This is a genomic window from Puniceibacterium sediminis, assembly GCF_900188035.1.
In the GTDB taxonomy this organism is placed as follows: Bacteria; Pseudomonadota; Alphaproteobacteria; order Rhodobacterales; family Rhodobacteraceae; genus Puniceibacterium; species Puniceibacterium sediminis.
Map to the genome: position 1 here is coordinate 1 of NZ_FZNN01000036.1, position 19,290 is coordinate 19,290.

The window sequence follows — 19,290 nt, forward strand, 5'->3', positions numbered from 1 at the left end:
GCTGGCGAACACCTGCCGAAGCTCTCGACGAACTGCTCAAACAGAATATAATCGAATGTGTTGCGACGACCGGTTGAATCCGCCCAATACTGTTCGCATGACTATCAGAAGATCCCGCGATAACAAGGGTTCAGCCTGTCGATGAGCGGCAAGGGAAATTGCTATGATAATGCAGCCGTCGAGACCTTCTTCAAATCCATCAAGGCCGAGCTGATTTGGCATCAGGTCATGGGAAACGCGGCGGCAGGCCGAAATGGCGATCTTCGAATACATAAACGCGTTCTACAATCCACGACGACGCCACTCAGCACTCGGCTGGAAAAGCCCCGTCGCTTTCGAACGAAAGGTGGCTTAAACGAGCACTTGGCGCGGCACGAAAGCGCGACAGGTCCAGAATCCACAAAGCCAAGGCTGGAGCCGACAAGCGCACCACAGCCATAGGGGGTCGCTGGTGCAAAAGCCGCATCCGCCTCTCTTGATCTTGCGGGCCGTCGATTTCAGCGCCCGACCTGCACCCCCTCATCTGCCGCAGCAACTTCATGGTCATTCGATTCGGCCAAAATGGCCCTATCGGATCCTACTACCGTCCCGCTAACCTTGCGCAAAGGCGCGAAGTCTTCTGGTGTGAGACTCTCGCGTTCCAGAAGCAGGGCTGCACCGGCCTCTAGATCGCTGCGGCGCGCGCTGAGAATGGCCTTTGCGCGGTCATAGGCGTCTTCTATCATTGCCCGTATCGCGAGATCGACCTCGCGCGCTGTCGCTTCGGAATAATCTTTACTGCCTGTCTGCATGTCCCCTGCACCCAGCCATTGCAAATGCTTGGCCTCCAGAACGGCCTGCCCGACAGCGGGACTCATCCCAAAGCGGGTGACGCAGTCACGGGCGATATCGGTGGCCTTTGCCAGATCGTCCGAGGCCCCCGTGGATATCTCTCCGAATACGATATCCTCGGCAGCGCGCCCCGCCAGAAGCACAGTCATACGATCCTTGAGGTCAGAATATGTGATTAGAAAACGGTCCTCTGTCGGGCGTTGCATCGTGAAGCCCAAGGCACCCACCGAGCGCGGGACAATCGAAACCTTGTGAACCTGATCTGCACTGGGCAGCGACGCCGCCGTCAGGGCATGGCCCAGTTCGTGAAAGGCCACGCGCTTGCGTTCGTCAGGCTGCAGAATGCGAGTCTTGCGCTCAGAGCCTGCAACGATCCGCTCAACAGACAGCGTCAGGTCCACCGCCGACACCGCGTTGCCCCCCCGGCGCGTTGCAATGATCGCGGCCTCGTTGATCAGATTGGCAAGATCAGCACCGGTGAACCCAGTCGTAATCGCGGCAATCTTGTCAAGATCGACGTCTGAGTCCAGTTTGACCTTGCGCGCATGCACCCCGAGGATTTGCGCCCGGCCTTTGCGTTCGGGCCTGTCTACCACCACCTGACGATCAAACCGTCCCGCGCGCAGCAACGCGGGATCAAGGATTTCGGGCCGGTTGGTCGCCGCAAGCAGCACGATCCCGACACTCGGGTCGAACCCGTCGAGTTCTGAAAGAAGCTGGTTAAGCGTCTGTTCCTTCTCATCGCCTCCGCCCATGCTCGACATCGCCGAGCGCGCGCGCCCCAATGCATCAAGCTCGTCGATGAAGATGATGCAAGGTGCCGCCTTGCGGGCCTGATCGAACAGGTCGCGTACGCGGGCGGCACCGACGCCCACAAACATCTCGACGAACTCTGACCCTGCGATGGAAAAGAACGGCACCTTGGCCTGACCGGCGACAGCGCGGGCCAGAAGGGTCTTTCCAGTGCCCGGCGGCCCAACAAGCAGTATGCCTTTGGGAATCCGAGCGCCGAGCCGTCCGTAAGTTTCCCGATCACGCAGGAACGACACGATTTCCTCAAGCTCGGCACGGGCCTCATCCACCCCGGCCACATCATCAAACGTGACGCCCGTGTCCCGTTCGACATAGACCTTCGCCTTGGATTTGCCGATGTTGATCAGACCACCCATTCCCTGACGATCCGCCATCTTGCGAAAAACGACCATCCAGAGGACGAAAAAGAACAGGATTGGTACGGTCCAGGACAGTAGCGTGGTAAACCAATTCTGATCGCTGGAGCCCGCAAATCGCACGCCAGATTTCTCAAGCTGGGCGGCAAAATCCGGCTCCACCCTCTGGGTGATGAAGTGCTCCTTGCCATCGACCGGTACGCCAAAGGATCCCTGAATCAGCGTTTCTGTCACCGTGACATCGGTGATCTGGCCGTCTTTCAGATACCCAAGGAATTCACTGTAATCGAGTGTGGCAAAGGAACGAGCCTCAAGCCAGATTTGGATACCGAAAATGCACAGCAAGGCAAAAACCATGTACCCCCAATTGTACTTGTGGTTTTTCTGCATTCTGTAACCTTCCGCGCGGCTTGATTTCCAAAATCAGGCTAGAGGTCCGGGCAGGTGCCGCGTTGATCAATATCAATTTCTTCAGGCCGGGTTCAAAACGGTCGCGTCGCGTATGGTGTGATGCAAGCCCCGCAGCTCGGGCCTGTCCAAGATGCGGCCAGCAATTGACTCGGATCAACTCGCCCATGCCGCAATCGGTGTTTGTGACAACAAAGCGCAATACGAACAGGAGTTTCACATGTCGATTCCGAAGACTATGAAAGCCGCCGTGGTGACTGAGCTGGGCAAACCGCTTGATATCCGCGAACGGCCCGTGCCACAGATCGGTCCGGGTCAGGTACTGGTGCGCGTGCGCGCTTCGGGCGTATGCCATACCGATCTTCATGCCGCGATGGGCGACTGGCCGGTCAAGCCCACTGCCCCCTTCGTTCCGGGGCATGAGGGGGTTGGCGAAGTGGCCGCCATGGGCGCGGGCGTCACCCACCTGAAGGAAGGCGACCGCGTTGGCGTGCCGTGGCTTCACACCGCCTGCGGGCGCTGTGAACACTGCACCGGCGGCTGGGAAACCCTGTGCGAAAGCCAGCAGAATACCGGGTATTCTGTCGACGGTGCTTATGCTGAATATGTTGCCGCGGATGCCAATTATGTCGGCGTTCTGCCGTCGGGTATCGAGTTCGGGCCGGCATCACCCGTCCTTTGTGCCGGCGTGACGGTCTACAAGGGCCTGAAGGAAACCGAGGTTCGCCCGGGCCAATGGGTCGCCATCCTAGGTATTGGCGGTCTTGGCCATATGGCAGTGCAATATGCCAAAGCCATGGGAATGCATGTCGTCGCCATCGACATTTCCGACAGCAAGCTGGAACTGGCCAAATCCCTTGGCGCGGATGAAGTGATCAACGCCGCAAAGGTCGATCCGGTGAAAGAGGTGACGTCGCATCTGGGCGGGGTCCATGGCGCGCTGGTCACGGCAGTCAGCACCAAGGCCTTCGCGCAGGCGACCGGTATGTTGCGCCGTCACGGCACGATGGCGCTGGTAGGCCTGCCGCCCGGCGAATTCCCACTGCCGATCTTTGAGGTCGTCCTGAAACGTCTGACGATCCGGGGTTCCATCGTCGGCACGCGCCTTGACCTGTCAGAGGCATTGTCGTTGGCTGCCGAAGGAAAGGTGAAAACCACATTCGCTTGGGATAAGCTAGACAACATAAATGCGATCTTCGACCGGATGCGCGAAGGCCGTATCGACGGGAGGATCGTTCTGGAGATCTGACAGGAGGCCAAGCAATGCCGGTGGATCAGCCTGAACAGCCATGTGAGCCAAGCGCAAGAAGCCTGCCCGCAATCATTCACGAACTGGATGTCCGGAGCCGTACAGGCAAGGATGTGACACTCGGAGAGGCGCTCGACCGGGCGGGTGCCCGGATGCACGGCGCCGCAATCCTGCTGCTGGCATTGCCAGAGTGCATCCCCCTACCCATCCCCAGCCTCGGGGCATTTCTGGGTGTGCCGCTGCTGATCGCATCGGCGCACCTGGCCATTTTTGGCGACCGTGGCGATCTGCCGGAACGCGCCCGACGGATTCAGCTTCCGCAGCGGATGATTTCAGTCATGGTCCGGTATTTGGCAGGACCGCTTGCCCGCGCAGAGCGGATCAGTCGTGATCGTGTACCCGCTCTTGCGCGCCGAGAAAGACTGATCGGTGCCCTGTGCATACTCATGTCGGTGCTGCTGCTGATGCCGGTGCCATTTATGAATGCAGCACCCGCAATCACACTGGTGTGTCTGTCTTGGGGTCTTTTGCAGCGAGACGGCGTTTTTGTCGGCCTTGGGATCGCGATGGCAGTTGGTGTCATGGTGGCAATCATTTTGCTTATTGATCTGATTTCTACGGCACTCACTGGCGTTGCCGCCTGACAGTCTGAACGCTTCATGCGGACCACAACGTGGGCGACAACCGCGTGCCACCATGCAGCCGCAGCTTTCATCCAATCCGATCGATTTTGATCTCGCTCAATCACTCAGCGGGAAAATCCTTGAAGATGCCTCTGGAACTACCGCTACCAGGCAACCGATATGGGACCGACAGAGAATACCGTGTGCACAGTTGGCATCAAGAACGACGACCAGAGCGAAGCCATTCGGTTTCTTCAAGATGGTGCGGGACGCGGAGCACCGGCACAGCGTATCGATACCCACGGTGCGATGATCTTTCTGATCGGCCAAGAGGCGCTAAAGATCAAACGCGCCGTGAAATACGACTACATGGATCTGTCTACCGTCGAAAAGCGCCACGCCATGCTGGAGCGCGAATTCGAACTGAACAGAGGTACCGCCCCCTCGATCTATAAGAGTGTGCTCCCGCTTGTGCGCGCGCCCGACGGGACAGTCACGATGGGTGGGTCCGGCGACATTCTGGAATGGATCCTGTGTATGAACCGCTTTCCCCAAGAGGCGGAACTGACGCAGATCGCGCAGGACCGTGGAATTGGTGATGATCTGGCACAAGCCTTGGGAACAGCGGTCGCCGACTATCACGAAACGACCCCGGTCAAACGTCTGAACGCCTACTCCCTCATCGGCGAGATTTTGGACGAACTCGACCGTGTGTTCGCCGCGATGAACATGGCGCTCGGCGGCGACCCTGAGGCGTTCATCGCGCAAAGTCGGCAAATCTGGGCTGACCGGGCCAATGATCTGGCGCAGCGGTCCCGGGAGGGTCACGTCCGGCGTTGTCATGGCGATCTGCACCTGCGCAACATCGTCATGATCGACGGCGTGCCCACGCCCTTTGATGCCCTTGAATTTGACGAGCGTCTGGGAACCTGTGACACGCTGTATGATCTTGCGTTTCTGCTGATGGATCTCGATCACCTCGGGATGACCCATGCGGCAAATCTGGTGCTGAACGCTTATCTTGCGCGCCGCTCCTTGGATCTGTCGGAAAGCGGGTTGTCGCTTTTGCCGCTCTACCTATCCCTCCGCGCAGCGATCCGTGCAATGGTCGAAGTCCAGACATCCGCCGTTGCAAGTTTGGGCAACGACAACAAGCGTGACGCCCGCGCATATCTCACTCAGGCGCTCGCGTATCTCGAACCCACAGCCCCCACTCTCGTCGCCATCGGCGGGTATTCGGGTACAGGCAAGACAACCATCGCGCGCGCGATCTCGCATCAGATCGGCAACAGCCCAGGTGCCATCCACATCCGCAGCGATGTCCTGCGCAAGAGGTTGTTGCACCGTGATCCGCTCGACCGGTTGGGGAATGAGGGATATACGCCCGGAATTACGGACCGGACATATGACGCCATCCGCCGACAGGCCCGGCAGGTCCTAGACCAAGGACATTCAGCAATACTGGATGCCGTGCATGGCGACCCAGAGGCACGACACGCTGCCGAAGCTGTCGCAAAGGCCTCAGGATGTGACTTTATCGGAATCTGGCTGGAATCGTCGACACAAACAAGACTGTCGCGCGTCACATCGCGAAAGCCAGACGCTTCGGACGCGGATGCCGCGGTGGTCAACAAACAGGCCGTGGCCGACCCCGGGCCAATCAACTGGCATCGCGTCGACACCGATCAACCCATGGACGCTGTAATAGACGTTGTTTCCGCGATCCTGAAATCAAAGACTGCCGCTGAAACGGGCATTCGCGGAGGAAAACATGTGGGGTAACGCCGTAAGAATCGCACGTATCCATGGCTTTGACATCAAGGTCGATGCCAGTTGGTTCCTGATCGCCGGGCTATTGGTATGGAGCCTCTCCACAGCCTACTTCCCGTCCGTAATGCCCGACGCCGACACCACGACGATCGTCACAACAGCCGTGATCGCGATGCTGGGTCTTTTTGCGTCGTTGATCCTGCATGAACTGGCACATGCCGAAGTCGCGGGACGTTTCAACCTGCACACCGCAGGTATTACCATGTTCCTGTTCGGTGGCGTTGCTGAGCTCCAGTCCGAGCCCGGGAGCGCTACAAGCGAATTCTGGATCGCCATAGCCGGGCCTGTTGCCAGTCTCTGCCTCGCACTTGCGTTCTGGTTCAGCGCCCTGATCGCGGATCTGGCCAACTCGCCGGAACCCGCACGCCTGATCTTGTCGTACCTCGCCGGGCTCAACCTGATCCTTGCGCTGTTCAATCTGGTGCCTGCCTTTCCGATGGATGGCGGCCGCGTCTTGCGGGCTTGGCTGTGGAACCGTTCTGGCGATCTGGTGGCCGCGACCAGACGCGCATGCGCTGTCTCTGCGGTCTTTTCCTACGGACTCATGGCGCTCGGCCTATTTGCTGCATCTACAGGCACGATTGCCGCCGGGCTTTGGCCCATCCTTATCGGCCTGTTCCTGCTGGCAACTTCGCGCGCGGCCCTCGCCCAACTTGAAACGAAAAATGCGTTGGACGGACGGGCCGTCGCAGATCTTATGACGCGCCACCCCCGGACGGCCCATCCGGACCAGACGCTCTCGGATCTCGTAAATCGCGTCTTTCTGGAGCATGGTATAAGCTTTGCTCCCGTTGTCGAGAACGGCAGGCTTTTGGGCTATGTCGACCTGGCGATCGTCCGGAAGATCGACCGGGAGCACTGGACAACCGCAATCGTAGACGACGTCATCGAAAGCGTCGGCCCCGAGAACACCGTTTCCTCAAGCATGACCGCTCTCGATCTGATCTCTCTCATTACAAAAACCGGTCGACGGAAGTTCCTTGTCGCCGACAAAAACGAACTCGTCGGCGTGATCACTCTTTCGGACATCCTTGCCCACCTGAGTGTTTTCCGTGAGGTTGCATAACCATGTATCGCTACACATGGCAAATTGGTCCCTAATTTGCGATACATCGAATCGTTAACGCAACAAACGGATTGCCCGCAATGAACACGGTCGACGACCGCTCACTTCTTCTTGCACTGCTGGATGCCGCGGTGGATGCCATCATCGTCTCTGATCGGGATGGCGCGATCCTGCGGCTAAACAAGGCGGCTGCAGAGCTTTTCGGCTATTCCATCGAGGGGCTGACCGGACAGAACGTTAGGATCCTGATGCCACAGGATATGGCGGTTCATCATGACGGGTTCCTGCATCACCACCTTGATACCGGCGAAAAGCGCATCATCGGGATCGGTCGCGACGTCGAAGGTCTGCGTGCCAACGGGACGTTGTTCCCGCTGCATCTGTCGGTGGGACGCGCGGACATCGAAGGCCAAGTGGCGTTTGTGGCGATCCTTCATGATCAGTCCCGCAGAAAAGCCGCCGAAGAGGCAGCAGCGCGCTCCCAGCGCATGGATGCGATCGGCCAGATGACGGGCGGCATCGCCCATGACTTCAACAACCTGCTCACTGTCGTTATCGGCAACCTCGAACTTCTGGAGATGTCTGAAACTGCCGAAAAAAGCCGCGCGTTGATCACCGATGCGCTGGAAGCGGCAGAGTTGGGTGCGGACCTGACCTCTCGGCTTATGGTGTTCGCACGCAAGAGCACCCTGCAATCCGAGGTGATCGCGACAAACGACGCTGTTTCTCAGTCTCTGGCCATGCTGAAGCGGACGATCGGGTCGCATATATCTGTCGAGGCGACGCTTGCTGAGGATCTATGGCCCACACGCGCGGATGCGACACAACTCCAGACCGCCGTTCTGAACCTCGCGCTCAACGCACAGGACGCCATGTCCGCCGGTGGCAAGATCTTTCTGGAAACGCGGAATATCATACTGGACGACAGCTACGTCGCGCAGGAAATCGGTGTTGAACCAGGAAACTATGTGCGCTTGTCGGTCAGTGATACCGGCGACGGCATGTCGGCCGAAACCCGTAGCCGCGCGATGGAGCCGTTTTTTACGACAAAGGCCGTCGGCGAAGGCACCGGGCTTGGACTGTCGATGGTTTACGGCTTCGTCAAACAGTCAGGCGGGCACCTGACCATCTACAGTGAAGTGGGCCAGGGAACGACGATCAGCCTGTATTTTCCGGCATTGATCGACATTGCGGACAATGCGACCCTTGCCCGGAAAACCGATGATGTCCAAGTGCGTATCGGGTCTGGTCAATTGGTTCTTGTGGTCGAGGACGATCCGCGCGTCATGCGTCTTTCCGAAGCTCGCCTGCAGGCTTTTGGTTTCAACTGCATCACCGCCACCACCGGCGACGCAGCGTGGGATACTCTGAAAGACCGCGATGATATTGCCATGGTGTTCACCGACCTCGTGATGCCCGGCAAGCTGTCAGGCCATGACCTCGCAAAGCAGATTGCCACGTCCAAGCCGAATGTCCGGGTGCTGATGACTTCGGGGTTTTCCGAAGGCGTGTTGCAGGGAGGACGTATCGGAGCCGATTTCGCGATTCTGCGCAAACCCTACCGCCAGACAGATCTGGCAGAGGCGCTTCAGGCCGTGCTTGAAGACCGATAAGCGTCTTCGACCGCACTTTCTGTCAACATGTAGCCAATGCCTCGCACCGTTTTTATCAGCAAAGGGCGCGCCGGATCTCTCTCAATCTTTTTGCGCAGGCGGGCCACCTGATTGTCGATGGTCCGGTCCAACGGCGCCCAATCCGCCCCGTCAATCAGGTCCATCAAGCGATCCCGGGACAGCGGTCGCTTGGCGTTGCTTAAAAAGGCGCACAACAGTTTGAAGTCAGCGGTCGTCAGATCACAATCGCGACCGTCCCTGTCTGTAATGGTCATGCGGTCCTGATCGACTATCAAACCATCCAGATAAAGCAGCGTGTCATCAGAAGGGGTGTCGGCAACCTCACCGATGTTGACCGGGGAACGTCCCTCGGATCTGCGCAGGACCGATCTGACGCGCGCCAGGACTTCGCGGACGTGAAAGGGCTTTGTCAGATAGTCGTCCGCCCCGAGTTCTAGACCTACAATGCGGTCGATGACGTCATCCTTTCCCGTCACCATGATAATCGGAACGTCATGACTGCGGCGGATTTCGCGTGCGACATCCAGCCCGTCTTCGTTACCAAGGTTCAGATCTAGGGTGACCAGATCGGGCAGGCTCTCCGCAAACGCAGCGCGCACGCCCGAGCCATTCTCTGCTTCATCCACAAGGAACCCGTCGCTTTCCAAGCATCGCCGAAGAAGGACACGTACTTTGGGATCGTCATCGACAACAAGAACCGTTTTCTGAGTCATTTCCACTATCCGAAGGAATTCGGTCAAACTTACCCAAAATTAACGAAAATGGCTAGCCGCCTCGATCAGGCCCGGAGAAGGATACAAAACGATACAATTTGATACCCGGGCATGCGTATGCCTGTGACGCCCTCAGGGGATGGTGTCCGTGAAGCCAACTGGGGGACACACCATGTACGTAACACTTTCAATCGAAGCAGCAGATACAATCACTAGAGTCGGAACTGACTTTTCATCCAGACCGCAGGCTTCCGCGCATCCGCAAAGACAGCACGCAGCCGGTACGCATCTCTTCCGCGAAGGCGATCATGCCGCGAATGTTTACGAAGTTAAGTCCGGGGTACTGCGCCTGACCCGCGTTCTGGAAAACGGTCGTCGGCAGGTCATCGCTTTTGGCCTTCCTGGCGACATCATCGGGTTCCCAAACGGAGACCTGCATCACACCGACTGCGACGTCATCGCGACCGCCGAGATCATCACGCATCGCCGCAGCGCGCTTGAGACCAGTGAGGGCGATCCAGAAACGCACCAACGTCTGCTTCGGGCCGCACTGCGCGAAATCAGTGCCATGCAGGATCATTTCATGATGCTCGCGCGCAAGTCCGCAATTGAAAAGGTCGCATCCTTTCTGATCGTACTTTCCCAGAGAACCGGTGTGCCAATCGGCAATTACACGACCTTCTCGCTGCCTATGAGCCGTGCTGACATTGCCGACTTTCTTGGGCTGACCATCGAAACCGTGAGCCGCTCGTTCAGCCTGCTGCGCAAGAATGGCACGATTGCCCTGGAAACGCCGCAGACCGTTCTGGTCCGCGACATGCAATCCCTGCTCGATCTGTCCGAGTCCACCGACTGAAGATCTACGTCAGTACGACCCATCCTGCAGGATGTGGTCGTGCCCCAGTTCCTCAAGGCCGCTGGCGATTTCGTCGGCGGCCATTGGGTGCGACAGAAGGTACTTTGAGGAAGGCGAATCCGACCGCTCTGCTGCAAGCGCCAGCGCGTCGGCCCACTCTTCGGCACCAAAGTCGCCACGTCCAACCCACATCAGCGCCACCAGTTCCTGCTGGTGTTCGACATCCATGCCGTCGATTTCTTCGACCAACTCTTCGCGGCTGGCGTCGGTGCCGACTTCCTCGGCCAAAGTGATATGGTGCCCGCCCTGTTGCGCATTGTCACGGGCGTCGCGCGGCGTATCCTCGTCCCCCAGACTGACGGCGCGCATCTTGAACAAAAGGTTGCGCAGAAAATCCGGTCCGATCGTCAGTTCGTTAGACGTATCCATTTCCATCTCTTTTTTCCTTTTATGCGGGCCAAATATCGCGAATCGCCTGTGGAAGGCCCGCTTTTATGTCACGAATCTCACCCTCTGAGATCTTGTTGTCGAGGGTCCGAAAAACGGCGGTGATGTCCTCCTGACCGCGCCAGTCCAGGGCATCGCCGATCTGGGCCTCAATGGCGGCGACAAAATGTTCGACCTTTCTGTCCCGCACCGGCGTATGGGCCGGTTGCCAGCCCTCAAAGAACATGCCACGGATCAGCAGCGGCATCTGAGCGGACAGTTGCGCCAACTCTTCGTGCCCCAGATGATCGCGGATTTGCACCAGTGTCACGCGCAACAGGCGCAGCGCGTCCCGGCTGCTGTCCCATCCAAGACGTTCACGCAGTTCGTTGATCCATTCATGGGTCAACTGAACCGTATGGTCGATCACTTCCAATCCCTGAGCAGACATGCTGTCCTCCTAGTCGGGGTCGCGTTCCATGGGGCGCATCTCGGCATCCAGCGTGGGCCCGGCATTGCCCACCAGCCGTTCGAAAAGCGCCGTCGTCATTCCGCCGATTCCCAGAAGAACCAGCGCGAAATTTGCCATCCATCCCAGCACCGGGATGAAATTAAGCAGCGTCACAATCGTCACGCCAATCACCAGCGCCAGCAAGCGCATCCAAATCTGCGGGTCTTCGGCAGCCCCAAAGGCGCGCAGGCTGCGCATCGCCAGAACATACGCCCCGAGGATGTATCCCAGCGTCCAGACCGCGACCGTTGCCAGCAACACGATTGGAATCAGCGGGATGCCGACAACCGCCATCGCACTGATGGGCACCAATCCGAACAAGATCGACAGGCCGATCACACCCGAAAGAAGCGCCATTCCGGGCCGTGCTTCAATGCTGTGACGCAGATGGCGGACCTGCGCAGGTGCAAGGGTCAGGAACAGCGCGCCAATGACGATAAAGAACCCAAGAGTGATCAGGAATCCGCTCAGCACCGTCAGAAAAGTTGGCAGTACCGGGTATTCCCAATTTTCCCATGTGTCGCGCGCATCCCTGATCACTTCTCTGCGCTCATAAGGCTCAAAGGTTACGCGATCAGCCGGGATCACGCGTTCAGGAATATCGATACGGGTCGGCGCCGAATAGGAAAGCGTGCCGCCGATGCGGGCATCAGGCCCGAATTTCAGCGTCTCACCCGCGAGCATGACATCCCCCGACACATCGGAATTGAGCGTGACACTCCCCCCCGCCGCTGCAAGGGCACCCTGCACAGGGCCGTCTATCGTCACCCGCCCACCGGCCAGGCGAGCATTGCCGCCGACAGAGGCCCCGGTGGAAGTCCTGACACTGAATCCCGAAGCCGTCAGGTCACCGCCAACCGCCCCCCGCAGACCGACCGAAAACCCGACGGCGTACAGATCACCGCCCGTCGCTGCATCCACATCGACGACGAAACCCGCGGCGTGGGCGTCCTGAGCAACCGTACCGTCAAGCGTCACCGTCGCGCCTGTGGCAAGCACATCGCGCGTAGCTTGCAACGGCGCACTGCTGTCACCAGCCCTGAGTATGTCCCCGCCGATCATGCGATCCGACGTATCCGCAAACCCATGGCTCGCGAGGGTCGCAAGAAGACTTGCCAATAATATGCCTTTGAATTCCATCTTCACTCCCCTCCTCGCGTTTATATGCCAGGAAAGGATGCGGCTTTGAGCCTGGAAACAAGTTGATCGAAATCAACCAGGATTACCGATTCCGTCGGTAATTCTATCAATGCCCTTAGGGCAATGGACAATTTCAGAATGGAGGTCATTGAAATGCCGAAGAAGACCAATACGCCCCAGACATCTGGCGATACGGTCGGCTGGCCGTTGATCCAATCGTTTCAGACCGAGGTAAACCGCATGTTCGATCGCTTCAACGCGACGCCGTTCGGGGCCGATCGGAAGGTCATGCCGGTGCTCGATATTGCCGAAACCGCCGACGCGATCGAAATCACGGCCGAGATTCCCGGTGTGAAGCCCGAGGATCTGGATGTCTCGATCTCGGACGAGACACTGATCCTGAAGGGTCAAAAGAGCGACGCGCGCGAAGACCGCAGCAAGGATTGGTACCATGTCGAACGCAGCTTTGGCAGCTTCCGTCGACATGTCCCGTTGGGGTTTGCACCCAAAGACGGAAAGGTCGACGCAAAATTCAAGGACGGCATCCTGACCCTGCGCATCGACAAACCGGCTGATGTGACCGAAAAAACCCGTAAGATCGAAGTTACTGGCGCCTGAGCCCCACACGGATCGTGTCGCAACGCGTTCTGTGTCTCTGCCGCCTCAACTGGTGCGATTGAAGGTCAAGGATCGCACCAGTCTTCCTTGGCGAGCGCAGCGAAAACGGCAATTCATCGATGTCCGCTATTCGGCAGCAACCGAGTCATAAATGTCTTCTTCCTGGGCATTGTGAATTCGGCAAAGCGTTACAAGCGTTTCAATCACGCGTTGAGCATCGCCAATCAAATGACTTTCCAGATTTTGCGACTCCACGGCGTCGCTCATTTCGGAAAGCTGCCCTGACAATTCCTTGATCTCATCATGTGTCCGGCTCAACGGGATCAATTGCTGATCATCTGACAGGAACGGGCGGACTTCCGCAAAAACGCCGGTTTCGTCAGACCTTTCATGGGCAAGAAGTTCCTCGGAAACGATGCCATTCGCTTCGGAAATCAGGTTCTTGGCGGCCTTGGCATCGGCGACATCAAGGATGTCGGCAATATCGCTCAACCGATCAAGCGCCGGTTCCATGTTTTTGTGTTCGGTCCTCAGACCGGCCAGTCTAGCAGGGGTCAGCCCCACCCGCCGTGTGACCCGGCCCGGCACCAGGGTGCGCAGCGCATTCAGGATGACGGCGACATCTATCGCTTCTTGGGTCAACGCCCCCTGCACAGGTGTAAGCCATCCGAATGCCGCAGCGATCATCGCGATGCCGGACAGGGACAAGCCGACCGTCATGCTTTGCAGCGCAATCTTGCGAGTACGCCGCGCAATTCCGATGGCATCTGCAACCCGGTCGATCTGATCCACAAGGATCACCACATCGGCCGCCTGCGACGCGGCGCTGGCCCCCCGTACCCCCATGGCAATTCCGACACTGGCCGCGGCAAGGGCCGGCGCGTCATTGATGCCGTCGCCCACCATGACCGTCGCAGCACGGCTTTGTTCATCAGCAACAGACTGAACCTTCTGGGCGGGGGTGCGCTCGGCCAGAACTTCATCCACCGATAGCGCGGTTCCGATGCTTTGGGCGGTATCGGCCCGATCCCCGGTCAGCATGACGATCCGGGTTACATCCTTTGCCCGCAGAGCCCGTATCGTGCGTGAAGCGTCAGAGCGGATTTCATCCCCCATCAGGATCGCACCGATCCCTGCCCCGTCAACGGCAACAAACACCGCCAGCGAAGAGCGCAATTGCGCGCGGCGCAATGCGTGCGCCGACCAGCCCTGCAGCACCTGATCGCCAAGCGCAAAGGCCTGCGATCCGACGCGCACGGCCTGCCCGCCGATAGTTCCTGAAATGCCTTCGCCCTGAGCCTCGACCACATCCTGCGGCATCGAAAGGGACAGCTTGCGCTGCCGGGCGGCATCCACAATCGCTTCGGCCACAACGTGATGGGACGCCTGATCCAGCGAGGCCGCAAGCCCCAGCACATGATCTTCGGACATCTCTGGTGCGGTCTCGATGGCAATCATCCTTGCGCCACCCAGCGTCAAGGTCCCCGTCTTGTCGAACAGAACCGTGCGCACCTGAGCCAGCGCTTCCAGCGGGCCGCCGCCCTTGATCAGGATGCCGCGGCGCGCCGCACGGCTTACTCCGCCGATGAACGCAACCGGAGCGGCAAGGATCAGCGGGCATGGTGTGGCGACGACAAGAACCGCCAAGCCGCGCAGCGGATCACCCGACAGATACCACGCCAGCCCGGCGACCAGCAGCGTCACCGGCAACAATATGATGGCAAACCTGTCGGCCGCGCGAATGAACGGTGCTTTGGCTGTCTGAGCGGAACTGACCATCCGGATGATGCCGGCATAGGCGCTTTCGTTTGCCGTTGCCCGCGCGGTGATCCTGAAACTCGCCCCGGCATTGACGGTGCCGCTCAGAACACTGGCCCCTGGCGGTCGATTCACCGGGATCGGTTCACCCGTCAGAGCCGACTCGTCAATGACCGCAGTCGTGTCTTCGACCGTTCCATCGACCGGAACGACCTCTCCTGCTTTGACCAGCACCACGTCCCCGGGGTTAACGTCATCGACCGGGACATCCCGCACGCCATCGGCACCGACAAGATGGGCCACCCGGGGTGCACGGTCGACAAGCCCACGCAGGTCACGTTCGGCGCGCGCCACGGCAAAATCCTCAAGCACCGTGCCACCGGCATACATCACCGCCACAACGATCGCAGCGAGCATTTCCCCAAGCGCCAGCGCCCCCGACATCGACACAAGGGCAATCGCGTCCACGCCGACGCGCCCGGCAAAGAAGGCCCTCAGAATGGACACCAGAAGGCTCAGGGCGACCGGAACCGTACCGGCCATCCAGATCATGGCTGCAAAGTCGCCCCGTCCCGCCCAAAAGGCCAGACCGCCGCCCAAGACAGCAGATACAGCCACTCCTAGCAGGAGTATGGTCACGAGCCGTTCAAGGCTGTGAACTTTCGCCTCTTTGGGCGTAGTTTCTTCTGTCGCATCCTGCACGGCAGACCTCTCTTGCTTTCCTTGCCACCAATTTCACCAACACTTAGCGGATGAATGGAACGCTTGGGTGATCTTCATTGTCCGAGGTTTTCCATTCCCGAACGACCCGCGCCTTGATGGAAGTCACATAGAGAGAGTTTTGTCAGGTCGCAAAGCGCTTCAAGGTTTTCGGGGGGGAACCAATTGGTCTGCACTCCCGCAGCATCAAACTCCCCGAAACCGGCCAATTTCAGCGATACGTCCCCAATCCGCCTGATCACCCTGGCACATGAAAAACTGGTCAAATCTCGGCTTGATTCACCCGCTTCGATAATTCGGCTGCGCTTTCCTTGCGTTCGCTGTAGCGATCCAGGAGGTAGGCTTTGCTATCACGAGTGAGCAGCGTGAACTTCATCAACTCTTCCATGACATCGACCATCCTGTCGTAGAATGGCGATGGTTTCATGTGGCCGGCCTCGTCGAATTCCAGAAATGCCTTCGGGGTGGAAGACTGGTTGGGAATGGTCAGCAGGCGCATCCAGCGACCAAGGATGCGGAGCTGATTCACGGCATTGAAGCTTTGTGAACCGCCGCTGACCTGCATCACAGCCAGCGTCTTGCCCTGCGTCGGGCGCACGCCACCAAGGGACAGCGGTATCCAATCGATCTGGGTCTTCATGACGCCGGTCATCGCGCCATGCCGTTCGGGTGAACACCAGACCATGCCTTCGGACCAGGTGACCAAATCGCGCAACTCCTGCACCTTTGGGTGATCGGTTCCCGCGTCGTCGGGCAAGGGCAGACCGGAGGGGTTGTAGGTTCTGGTATCGGCCCCGAAACGGGTCAGGATGCGGGCCGCCTCTTCGGTCATCAGCCGACTGTAGGACCGGTCCCGGAGCGAGCCATAAAGCAAGAGAATGCGCGGGGCATGAGTTGCCCGCTCTGGCGTATTCAAAAGTTCCGTATCGATGGGCTGGAAATGCGTTTCTTCCAAATTCGGAGTTTCAGGCAACCCGGTTTCCTTTCGCGTCAATCACTAGCGTCCCGTCCTCCTTCGTCAGCGGACCGGGGGGCATGCGATCCAGAAGATCCAGCACGGCCTCGCTCGGGCGGCAAAGCCGGACGCCTTTTGGCGAACAGACGATGGGACGGTTCACCAGAACGGGATGTTCCAGCATCGCGGCAAGAAGTGTCTCATCGGTCACCATAGGATCGAGCAGTCCCATTTCCTCGGCCGGGGATTTCGTTGTCCGCAAGGCTGTACGGGGCGTCAGATCCGCAGCGGCGAACAGCGCCAGAAGCTGCGGACGGGTCCAACCCGTCTCAAGATACTCGATCACCTCAGGTGCCTCGCCCGATGCCTTGATGATCGCCAGCACGTTGCGCGAGGTGCGGCAGTCAGGGTTGTGATGGATGACGATGCTCATCACGCGCCGGGATCAGCCGGAAACCAGTGCTTTGTCCTGTTGGCAAAGGCGACGAGCGAAAGCATCACCGGCACCTCGACCAGAACGCCGACGACCGTGGCCAGGGCAGCGCCCGATCCAAGCCCGAACAGGCTGATTGCGACGGCCACAGCGAGCTCAAAGAAGTTGGACGTGCCGATCAATGCGCAGGGGGCGGCCACGTTGAAGGGAATACCCCATGCCCGTGCCGCGCCATAAGCCACAAAGAAGATGCCGTAAGACTGGATCAGAAGCGGAATGGCGATCAGCGCGATGACAAGAGGGCGATCAAGGATGACCTCGCCCTGAAACCCGAAAAGCAGCACCACAGTCACCAGAAGCCCGAGGATCGAAAATGGCTGAACGCGGGTTTTGAAGGCATCGACTCCTGCCTCGCCACCGTTCCGGACAAGGCTCCGGCGGGTCAGATACCCGGCCAGTAGCGGCAACATGACGTAGAGCCCCACCGACAGCAACAAGGTGTCCCAAGGCACGGTGATATCCGTCACACCCAGCAGAAAGGCAACGATGGGGGCGAAGGCAAAGACCATGATGACATCATTCACGCTGACCTGCACCAGCGTATAGGTCGCATCCCCACGCGTGAGGTTCGACCAGACGAACACCATTGCTGTGCAGGGCGCCGCGCCCAGCAGGATCACACCAGCGAGATAGGCCTGCGCGTCATCCGGCGGGATCAAACCCGCAAAGAGGTAATTAAAAAACAGCACACCAAGCGCCGCCATCGTGAACGGTTTGATTAGCCAGTTCACCACCAGCGTCACCACCAACCCCTTTGGCTTGTCGCCAACTTGGCGCAGCGCGCTGAAATCGACGCCGACCATCATCGGATAGACCATCGCCCATATCAGCACCGCCACAGGCAGGTTGACGGAAGCGATCTCAAACGAGGCGAGAGTCGCGAAGAGACCGGGAAACAGGTTGCCAAGCAAAAGCCCCGCCCCGATGGCAAGCGCCACCCAGACGGAAAGCCAGCGTTCGAATGTCCCCAGACCCGCCGCAGCGGAAAACGATGTATCGGTCATGTCAGTCTTTCGAAAAAATGAGGTCAGTCGGCCTCGACAGGAGTCTTGCCGATGTCATCGAGGCTGCGTTGCAACGCCATCCGGTCGAGCGATTCGATGGGCAGACTGACAAAGATCGAGATGCGGTTGCGCAGCATCCGGTAGGTATCCGAAAAGGCGAACCGGCGAACGGCCTCCAGGCCCTCGACCTTGACCGGATCGGGCACACCCCAGTGGGCAGTCATCGGCTGGCCCGGCCAGAACGGACATTCCTCAGCAGCCGCATTGTCACAGACGGTAAAGACGAAATCCATCTGCGGCGCATCAGGTTCACCGAATTCATCCCAGCTCTTGGACCTTGCAAAACCGGTGTCGTGGTTCACCCCCCGAAGCAGGTCAAGCGTGTAGGGGTGCGGCGCCGACCCCGGCCTTGAGCCAGCGGAAAAGGCTTTGAACCTTCCAGCCCCTTCGCGGTTCAGGATTGCCTCAGCCATGATCGAGCGGGCAGAATTCCCGGTACAGAGAAACAGGACGTTGTAGATATCTTTGGTCATGACACCCTCCTAACAGGCGCAGGCGATTTCTTTTATGACAGGCTGGCACAGCTCGGGACGGCCACCGCAACAATCCTCCATCAGAAACGCAAGCAGTCCGCGCATTCCGTCCATGTTGGCGAAATAGCGAATGCTCCGTCCTTCCCGCTGATTCCGGATCAGGCCGGACCGTGCGAGGACGGAAAGGTTGGCCGACATCGTGTTCTGCCGCACTCCAAGGGTCTCACTGATGTCGCCAGCGGACATTCCCCCCTCTCCTGCCTTGATGAGCAGGCGGAAGACATCAAGCCGCGTGGACTGACTGAGTGCTGCAAAGGCGTCTAGAGCGTTACTTTTATCCATATATCCGGAATTATCGATATATTTGATGACAGTCAAGCCAGAAACTGTTCGGCAATCAAACTCCCGGCTCAAAAATGGCCCGAAATGCAGACGCCAAGACACCCAGGATGCGGTCTCCGGCCCCTCCCCATCCACACCGACGCCCCCCCCCCCCTGCCGGTTACCGTGCGAAGCGGATTGGTAGTGAGAAGGTGTGCGTGCCTTGATTCAGGCCGTTTGGGGCGGCGGGCATTCTGGCTTTCTGGACGGCGCTGATGGCGGCCTGGTCGAGGAGGGCGTTACCCGATGAGCGGGAGATGCCGACGCCTGCGAGGGAGCCGGAGCTTGTGACCTTGAGCCAGAGCACGACCGTTCCCGATGCGCGCCCGGCCCGGCTGGGATAGCGTTTGAGCCGTTCCACGCGGGTGCGTA

The 19,290-nt window shown here is 59.0% G+C and carries 19 protein-coding genes and 2 pseudogenes; 9 read left to right on the forward strand and 12 right to left on the reverse strand.

Annotation, left to right across the window (positions count from 1 at the left end; all coding sequences use genetic code 11):
- Window positions 1–81 precede the first annotated feature (81 nt).
- Window positions 82–355 (forward strand): annotated as a pseudogene (locus tag CHB75_RS20320) (integrase core domain-containing protein); the annotation flags it as partial.
- Window positions 356–497: 142 nt separating this feature from the next.
- Here the strand turns inward: CHB75_RS20320 and ftsH are convergent.
- Window positions 498–2,390, reverse strand: coding sequence for an ATP-dependent zinc metalloprotease FtsH (ftsH, locus tag CHB75_RS20325; protein WP_089273900.1), 1,893 nt, complete (start codon window positions 2,388–2,390; stop codon window positions 498–500).
- Between the two features lie 238 nt (window positions 2,391–2,628).
- On the opposite strand from ftsH, the gene adhP reads away from it, so the two are divergent.
- From adhP to CHB75_RS20350, 5 genes are all read left to right on the forward strand, one after another.
- The gene (gene adhP / locus CHB75_RS20330) at window positions 2,629–3,657 is read left to right on the forward strand and encodes an alcohol dehydrogenase AdhP (RefSeq protein WP_245841086.1); all 1,029 of its coding nucleotides are present in this window, start codon (window positions 2,629–2,631) and stop codon (window positions 3,655–3,657) included.
- A gap of 14 nt (window positions 3,658–3,671) precedes the next feature.
- Window positions 3,672–4,301, forward strand: coding sequence for an exopolysaccharide biosynthesis protein (locus tag CHB75_RS20335; protein WP_089273902.1), 630 nt, complete (start codon window positions 3,672–3,674; stop codon window positions 4,299–4,301).
- A gap of 159 nt (window positions 4,302–4,460) precedes the next feature.
- The gene (locus CHB75_RS20340; RefSeq protein WP_089273904.1) at window positions 4,461–6,062 is read left to right on the forward strand and encodes a bifunctional aminoglycoside phosphotransferase/ATP-binding protein; all 1,602 of its coding nucleotides are present in this window, start codon (window positions 4,461–4,463) and stop codon (window positions 6,060–6,062) included.
- A complete protein-coding gene (locus CHB75_RS20345) occupies window positions 6,052–7,176 on the forward strand; it encodes a site-2 protease family protein (RefSeq protein ID WP_089273906.1) in 1,125 nt (374 codons plus the stop codon). The genes CHB75_RS20340 and CHB75_RS20345 overlap by 11 nt, the downstream gene beginning before the upstream one ends.
- Window positions 7,177–7,256: 80 nt before the next feature.
- Window positions 7,257–8,789 (forward strand): PAS domain S-box protein, encoded by a 1,533-nt coding sequence (locus tag CHB75_RS20350; protein ID WP_089273908.1) that lies wholly within the window; start codon window positions 7,257–7,259, stop codon window positions 8,787–8,789.
- On the opposite strand, the gene CHB75_RS20355 is transcribed toward CHB75_RS20350, so the two are convergent.
- The gene (locus CHB75_RS20355) at window positions 8,765–9,523 is read right to left on the reverse strand and encodes a response regulator (RefSeq protein WP_089273910.1); all 759 of its coding nucleotides are present in this window, start codon (window positions 9,521–9,523) and stop codon (window positions 8,765–8,767) included. The genes CHB75_RS20350 and CHB75_RS20355 overlap by 25 nt on opposite strands.
- A gap of 172 nt (window positions 9,524–9,695) precedes the next feature.
- Here CHB75_RS20355 and CHB75_RS22215 point away from each other — a divergent pair.
- Both CHB75_RS22215 and CHB75_RS22220 read left to right on the forward strand, forming a co-directional pair.
- A pseudogene (locus CHB75_RS22215) lies at window positions 9,696–9,926 on the forward strand (cyclic nucleotide-binding domain-containing protein); the annotation flags it as partial.
- A 180-nt stretch (window positions 9,927–10,106) separates the two neighbouring features.
- The gene (locus CHB75_RS22220; protein ID WP_245841087.1) at window positions 10,107–10,379 is read left to right on the forward strand and encodes a helix-turn-helix domain-containing protein; all 273 of its coding nucleotides are present in this window, start codon (window positions 10,107–10,109) and stop codon (window positions 10,377–10,379) included.
- Window positions 10,380–10,388: 9 nt separating this feature from the next.
- On the opposite strand, the gene CHB75_RS20365 is transcribed toward CHB75_RS22220, so the two are convergent.
- The 3 genes from CHB75_RS20365 to CHB75_RS20375 are packed head-to-tail and all read right to left on the reverse strand — an operon-like array spanning window position 10,389 to window position 12,456.
- Window positions 10,389–10,808 (reverse strand): DUF3775 domain-containing protein, encoded by a 420-nt coding sequence (locus tag CHB75_RS20365; protein ID WP_176439230.1) that lies wholly within the window; start codon window positions 10,806–10,808, stop codon window positions 10,389–10,391.
- A 19-nt stretch (window positions 10,809–10,827) separates the two neighbouring features.
- Entirely contained in the window at window positions 10,828–11,256 is a 429-nt protein-coding gene (locus tag CHB75_RS20370) for a DUF2267 domain-containing protein (protein ID WP_089273916.1), read from the reverse strand.
- A 9-nt stretch (window positions 11,257–11,265) separates the two neighbouring features.
- Window positions 11,266–12,456: a DUF8173 domain-containing protein gene (locus CHB75_RS20375; RefSeq protein ID WP_089273917.1), complete on the reverse strand. Its 1,191-nt coding sequence runs from the start codon at window positions 12,454–12,456 to the stop codon at window positions 11,266–11,268.
- Window positions 12,457–12,609: 153 nt separating this feature from the next.
- Here CHB75_RS20375 and CHB75_RS20380 point away from each other — a divergent pair, with 153 nt between their 5' ends.
- Window positions 12,610–13,074 (forward strand): Hsp20/alpha crystallin family protein, encoded by a 465-nt coding sequence (locus CHB75_RS20380; protein WP_176439231.1) that lies wholly within the window; start codon window positions 12,610–12,612, stop codon window positions 13,072–13,074.
- Between the two features lie 126 nt (window positions 13,075–13,200).
- Here the strand turns inward: CHB75_RS20380 and CHB75_RS20385 are convergent, their stop codons facing one another.
- From CHB75_RS20385 to CHB75_RS20415, 7 genes are all read right to left on the reverse strand, one after another.
- Window positions 13,201–15,534, reverse strand: coding sequence for a heavy metal translocating P-type ATPase (locus tag CHB75_RS20385; RefSeq protein WP_089273921.1), 2,334 nt, complete (start codon window positions 15,532–15,534; stop codon window positions 13,201–13,203).
- 280 nt (window positions 15,535–15,814) lie between these two features.
- Window positions 15,815–16,525, reverse strand: coding sequence for an arsenical resistance protein ArsH (gene arsH, locus CHB75_RS20390; protein ID WP_089273923.1), 711 nt, complete (start codon window positions 16,523–16,525; stop codon window positions 15,815–15,817).
- Window positions 16,518–16,940, reverse strand: a complete 423-nt coding sequence (gene arsC, locus CHB75_RS20395; RefSeq protein ID WP_089273925.1) for an arsenate reductase (glutaredoxin) — start codon at window positions 16,938–16,940, stop codon at window positions 16,518–16,520. Before arsC ends, arsH begins: the two co-directional genes overlap by 8 nt.
- The gene (arsB, locus tag CHB75_RS20400; protein ID WP_089273927.1) at window positions 16,940–18,004 is read right to left on the reverse strand and encodes an ACR3 family arsenite efflux transporter; all 1,065 of its coding nucleotides are present in this window, start codon (window positions 18,002–18,004) and stop codon (window positions 16,940–16,942) included. Before arsB ends, arsC begins: the two co-directional genes overlap by 1 nt.
- Before the next feature lie 23 nt (window positions 18,005–18,027).
- Complete coding sequence (locus tag CHB75_RS22225; RefSeq protein WP_089273929.1) at window positions 18,028–18,537, reverse strand: arsenate reductase ArsC; 510 nt, start codon at window positions 18,535–18,537, stop codon at window positions 18,028–18,030.
- Between the two features lie 9 nt (window positions 18,538–18,546).
- The gene (locus tag CHB75_RS22230; RefSeq protein ID WP_089273931.1) at window positions 18,547–18,879 is read right to left on the reverse strand and encodes an ArsR/SmtB family transcription factor; all 333 of its coding nucleotides are present in this window, start codon (window positions 18,877–18,879) and stop codon (window positions 18,547–18,549) included.
- Between the two features lie 160 nt (window positions 18,880–19,039).
- Window positions 19,040–19,290, reverse strand: a 251-nt coding sequence (locus tag CHB75_RS20415; RefSeq protein ID WP_141135161.1) for an energy transducer TonB, incomplete at its 5' end; no start/stop codon positions are given.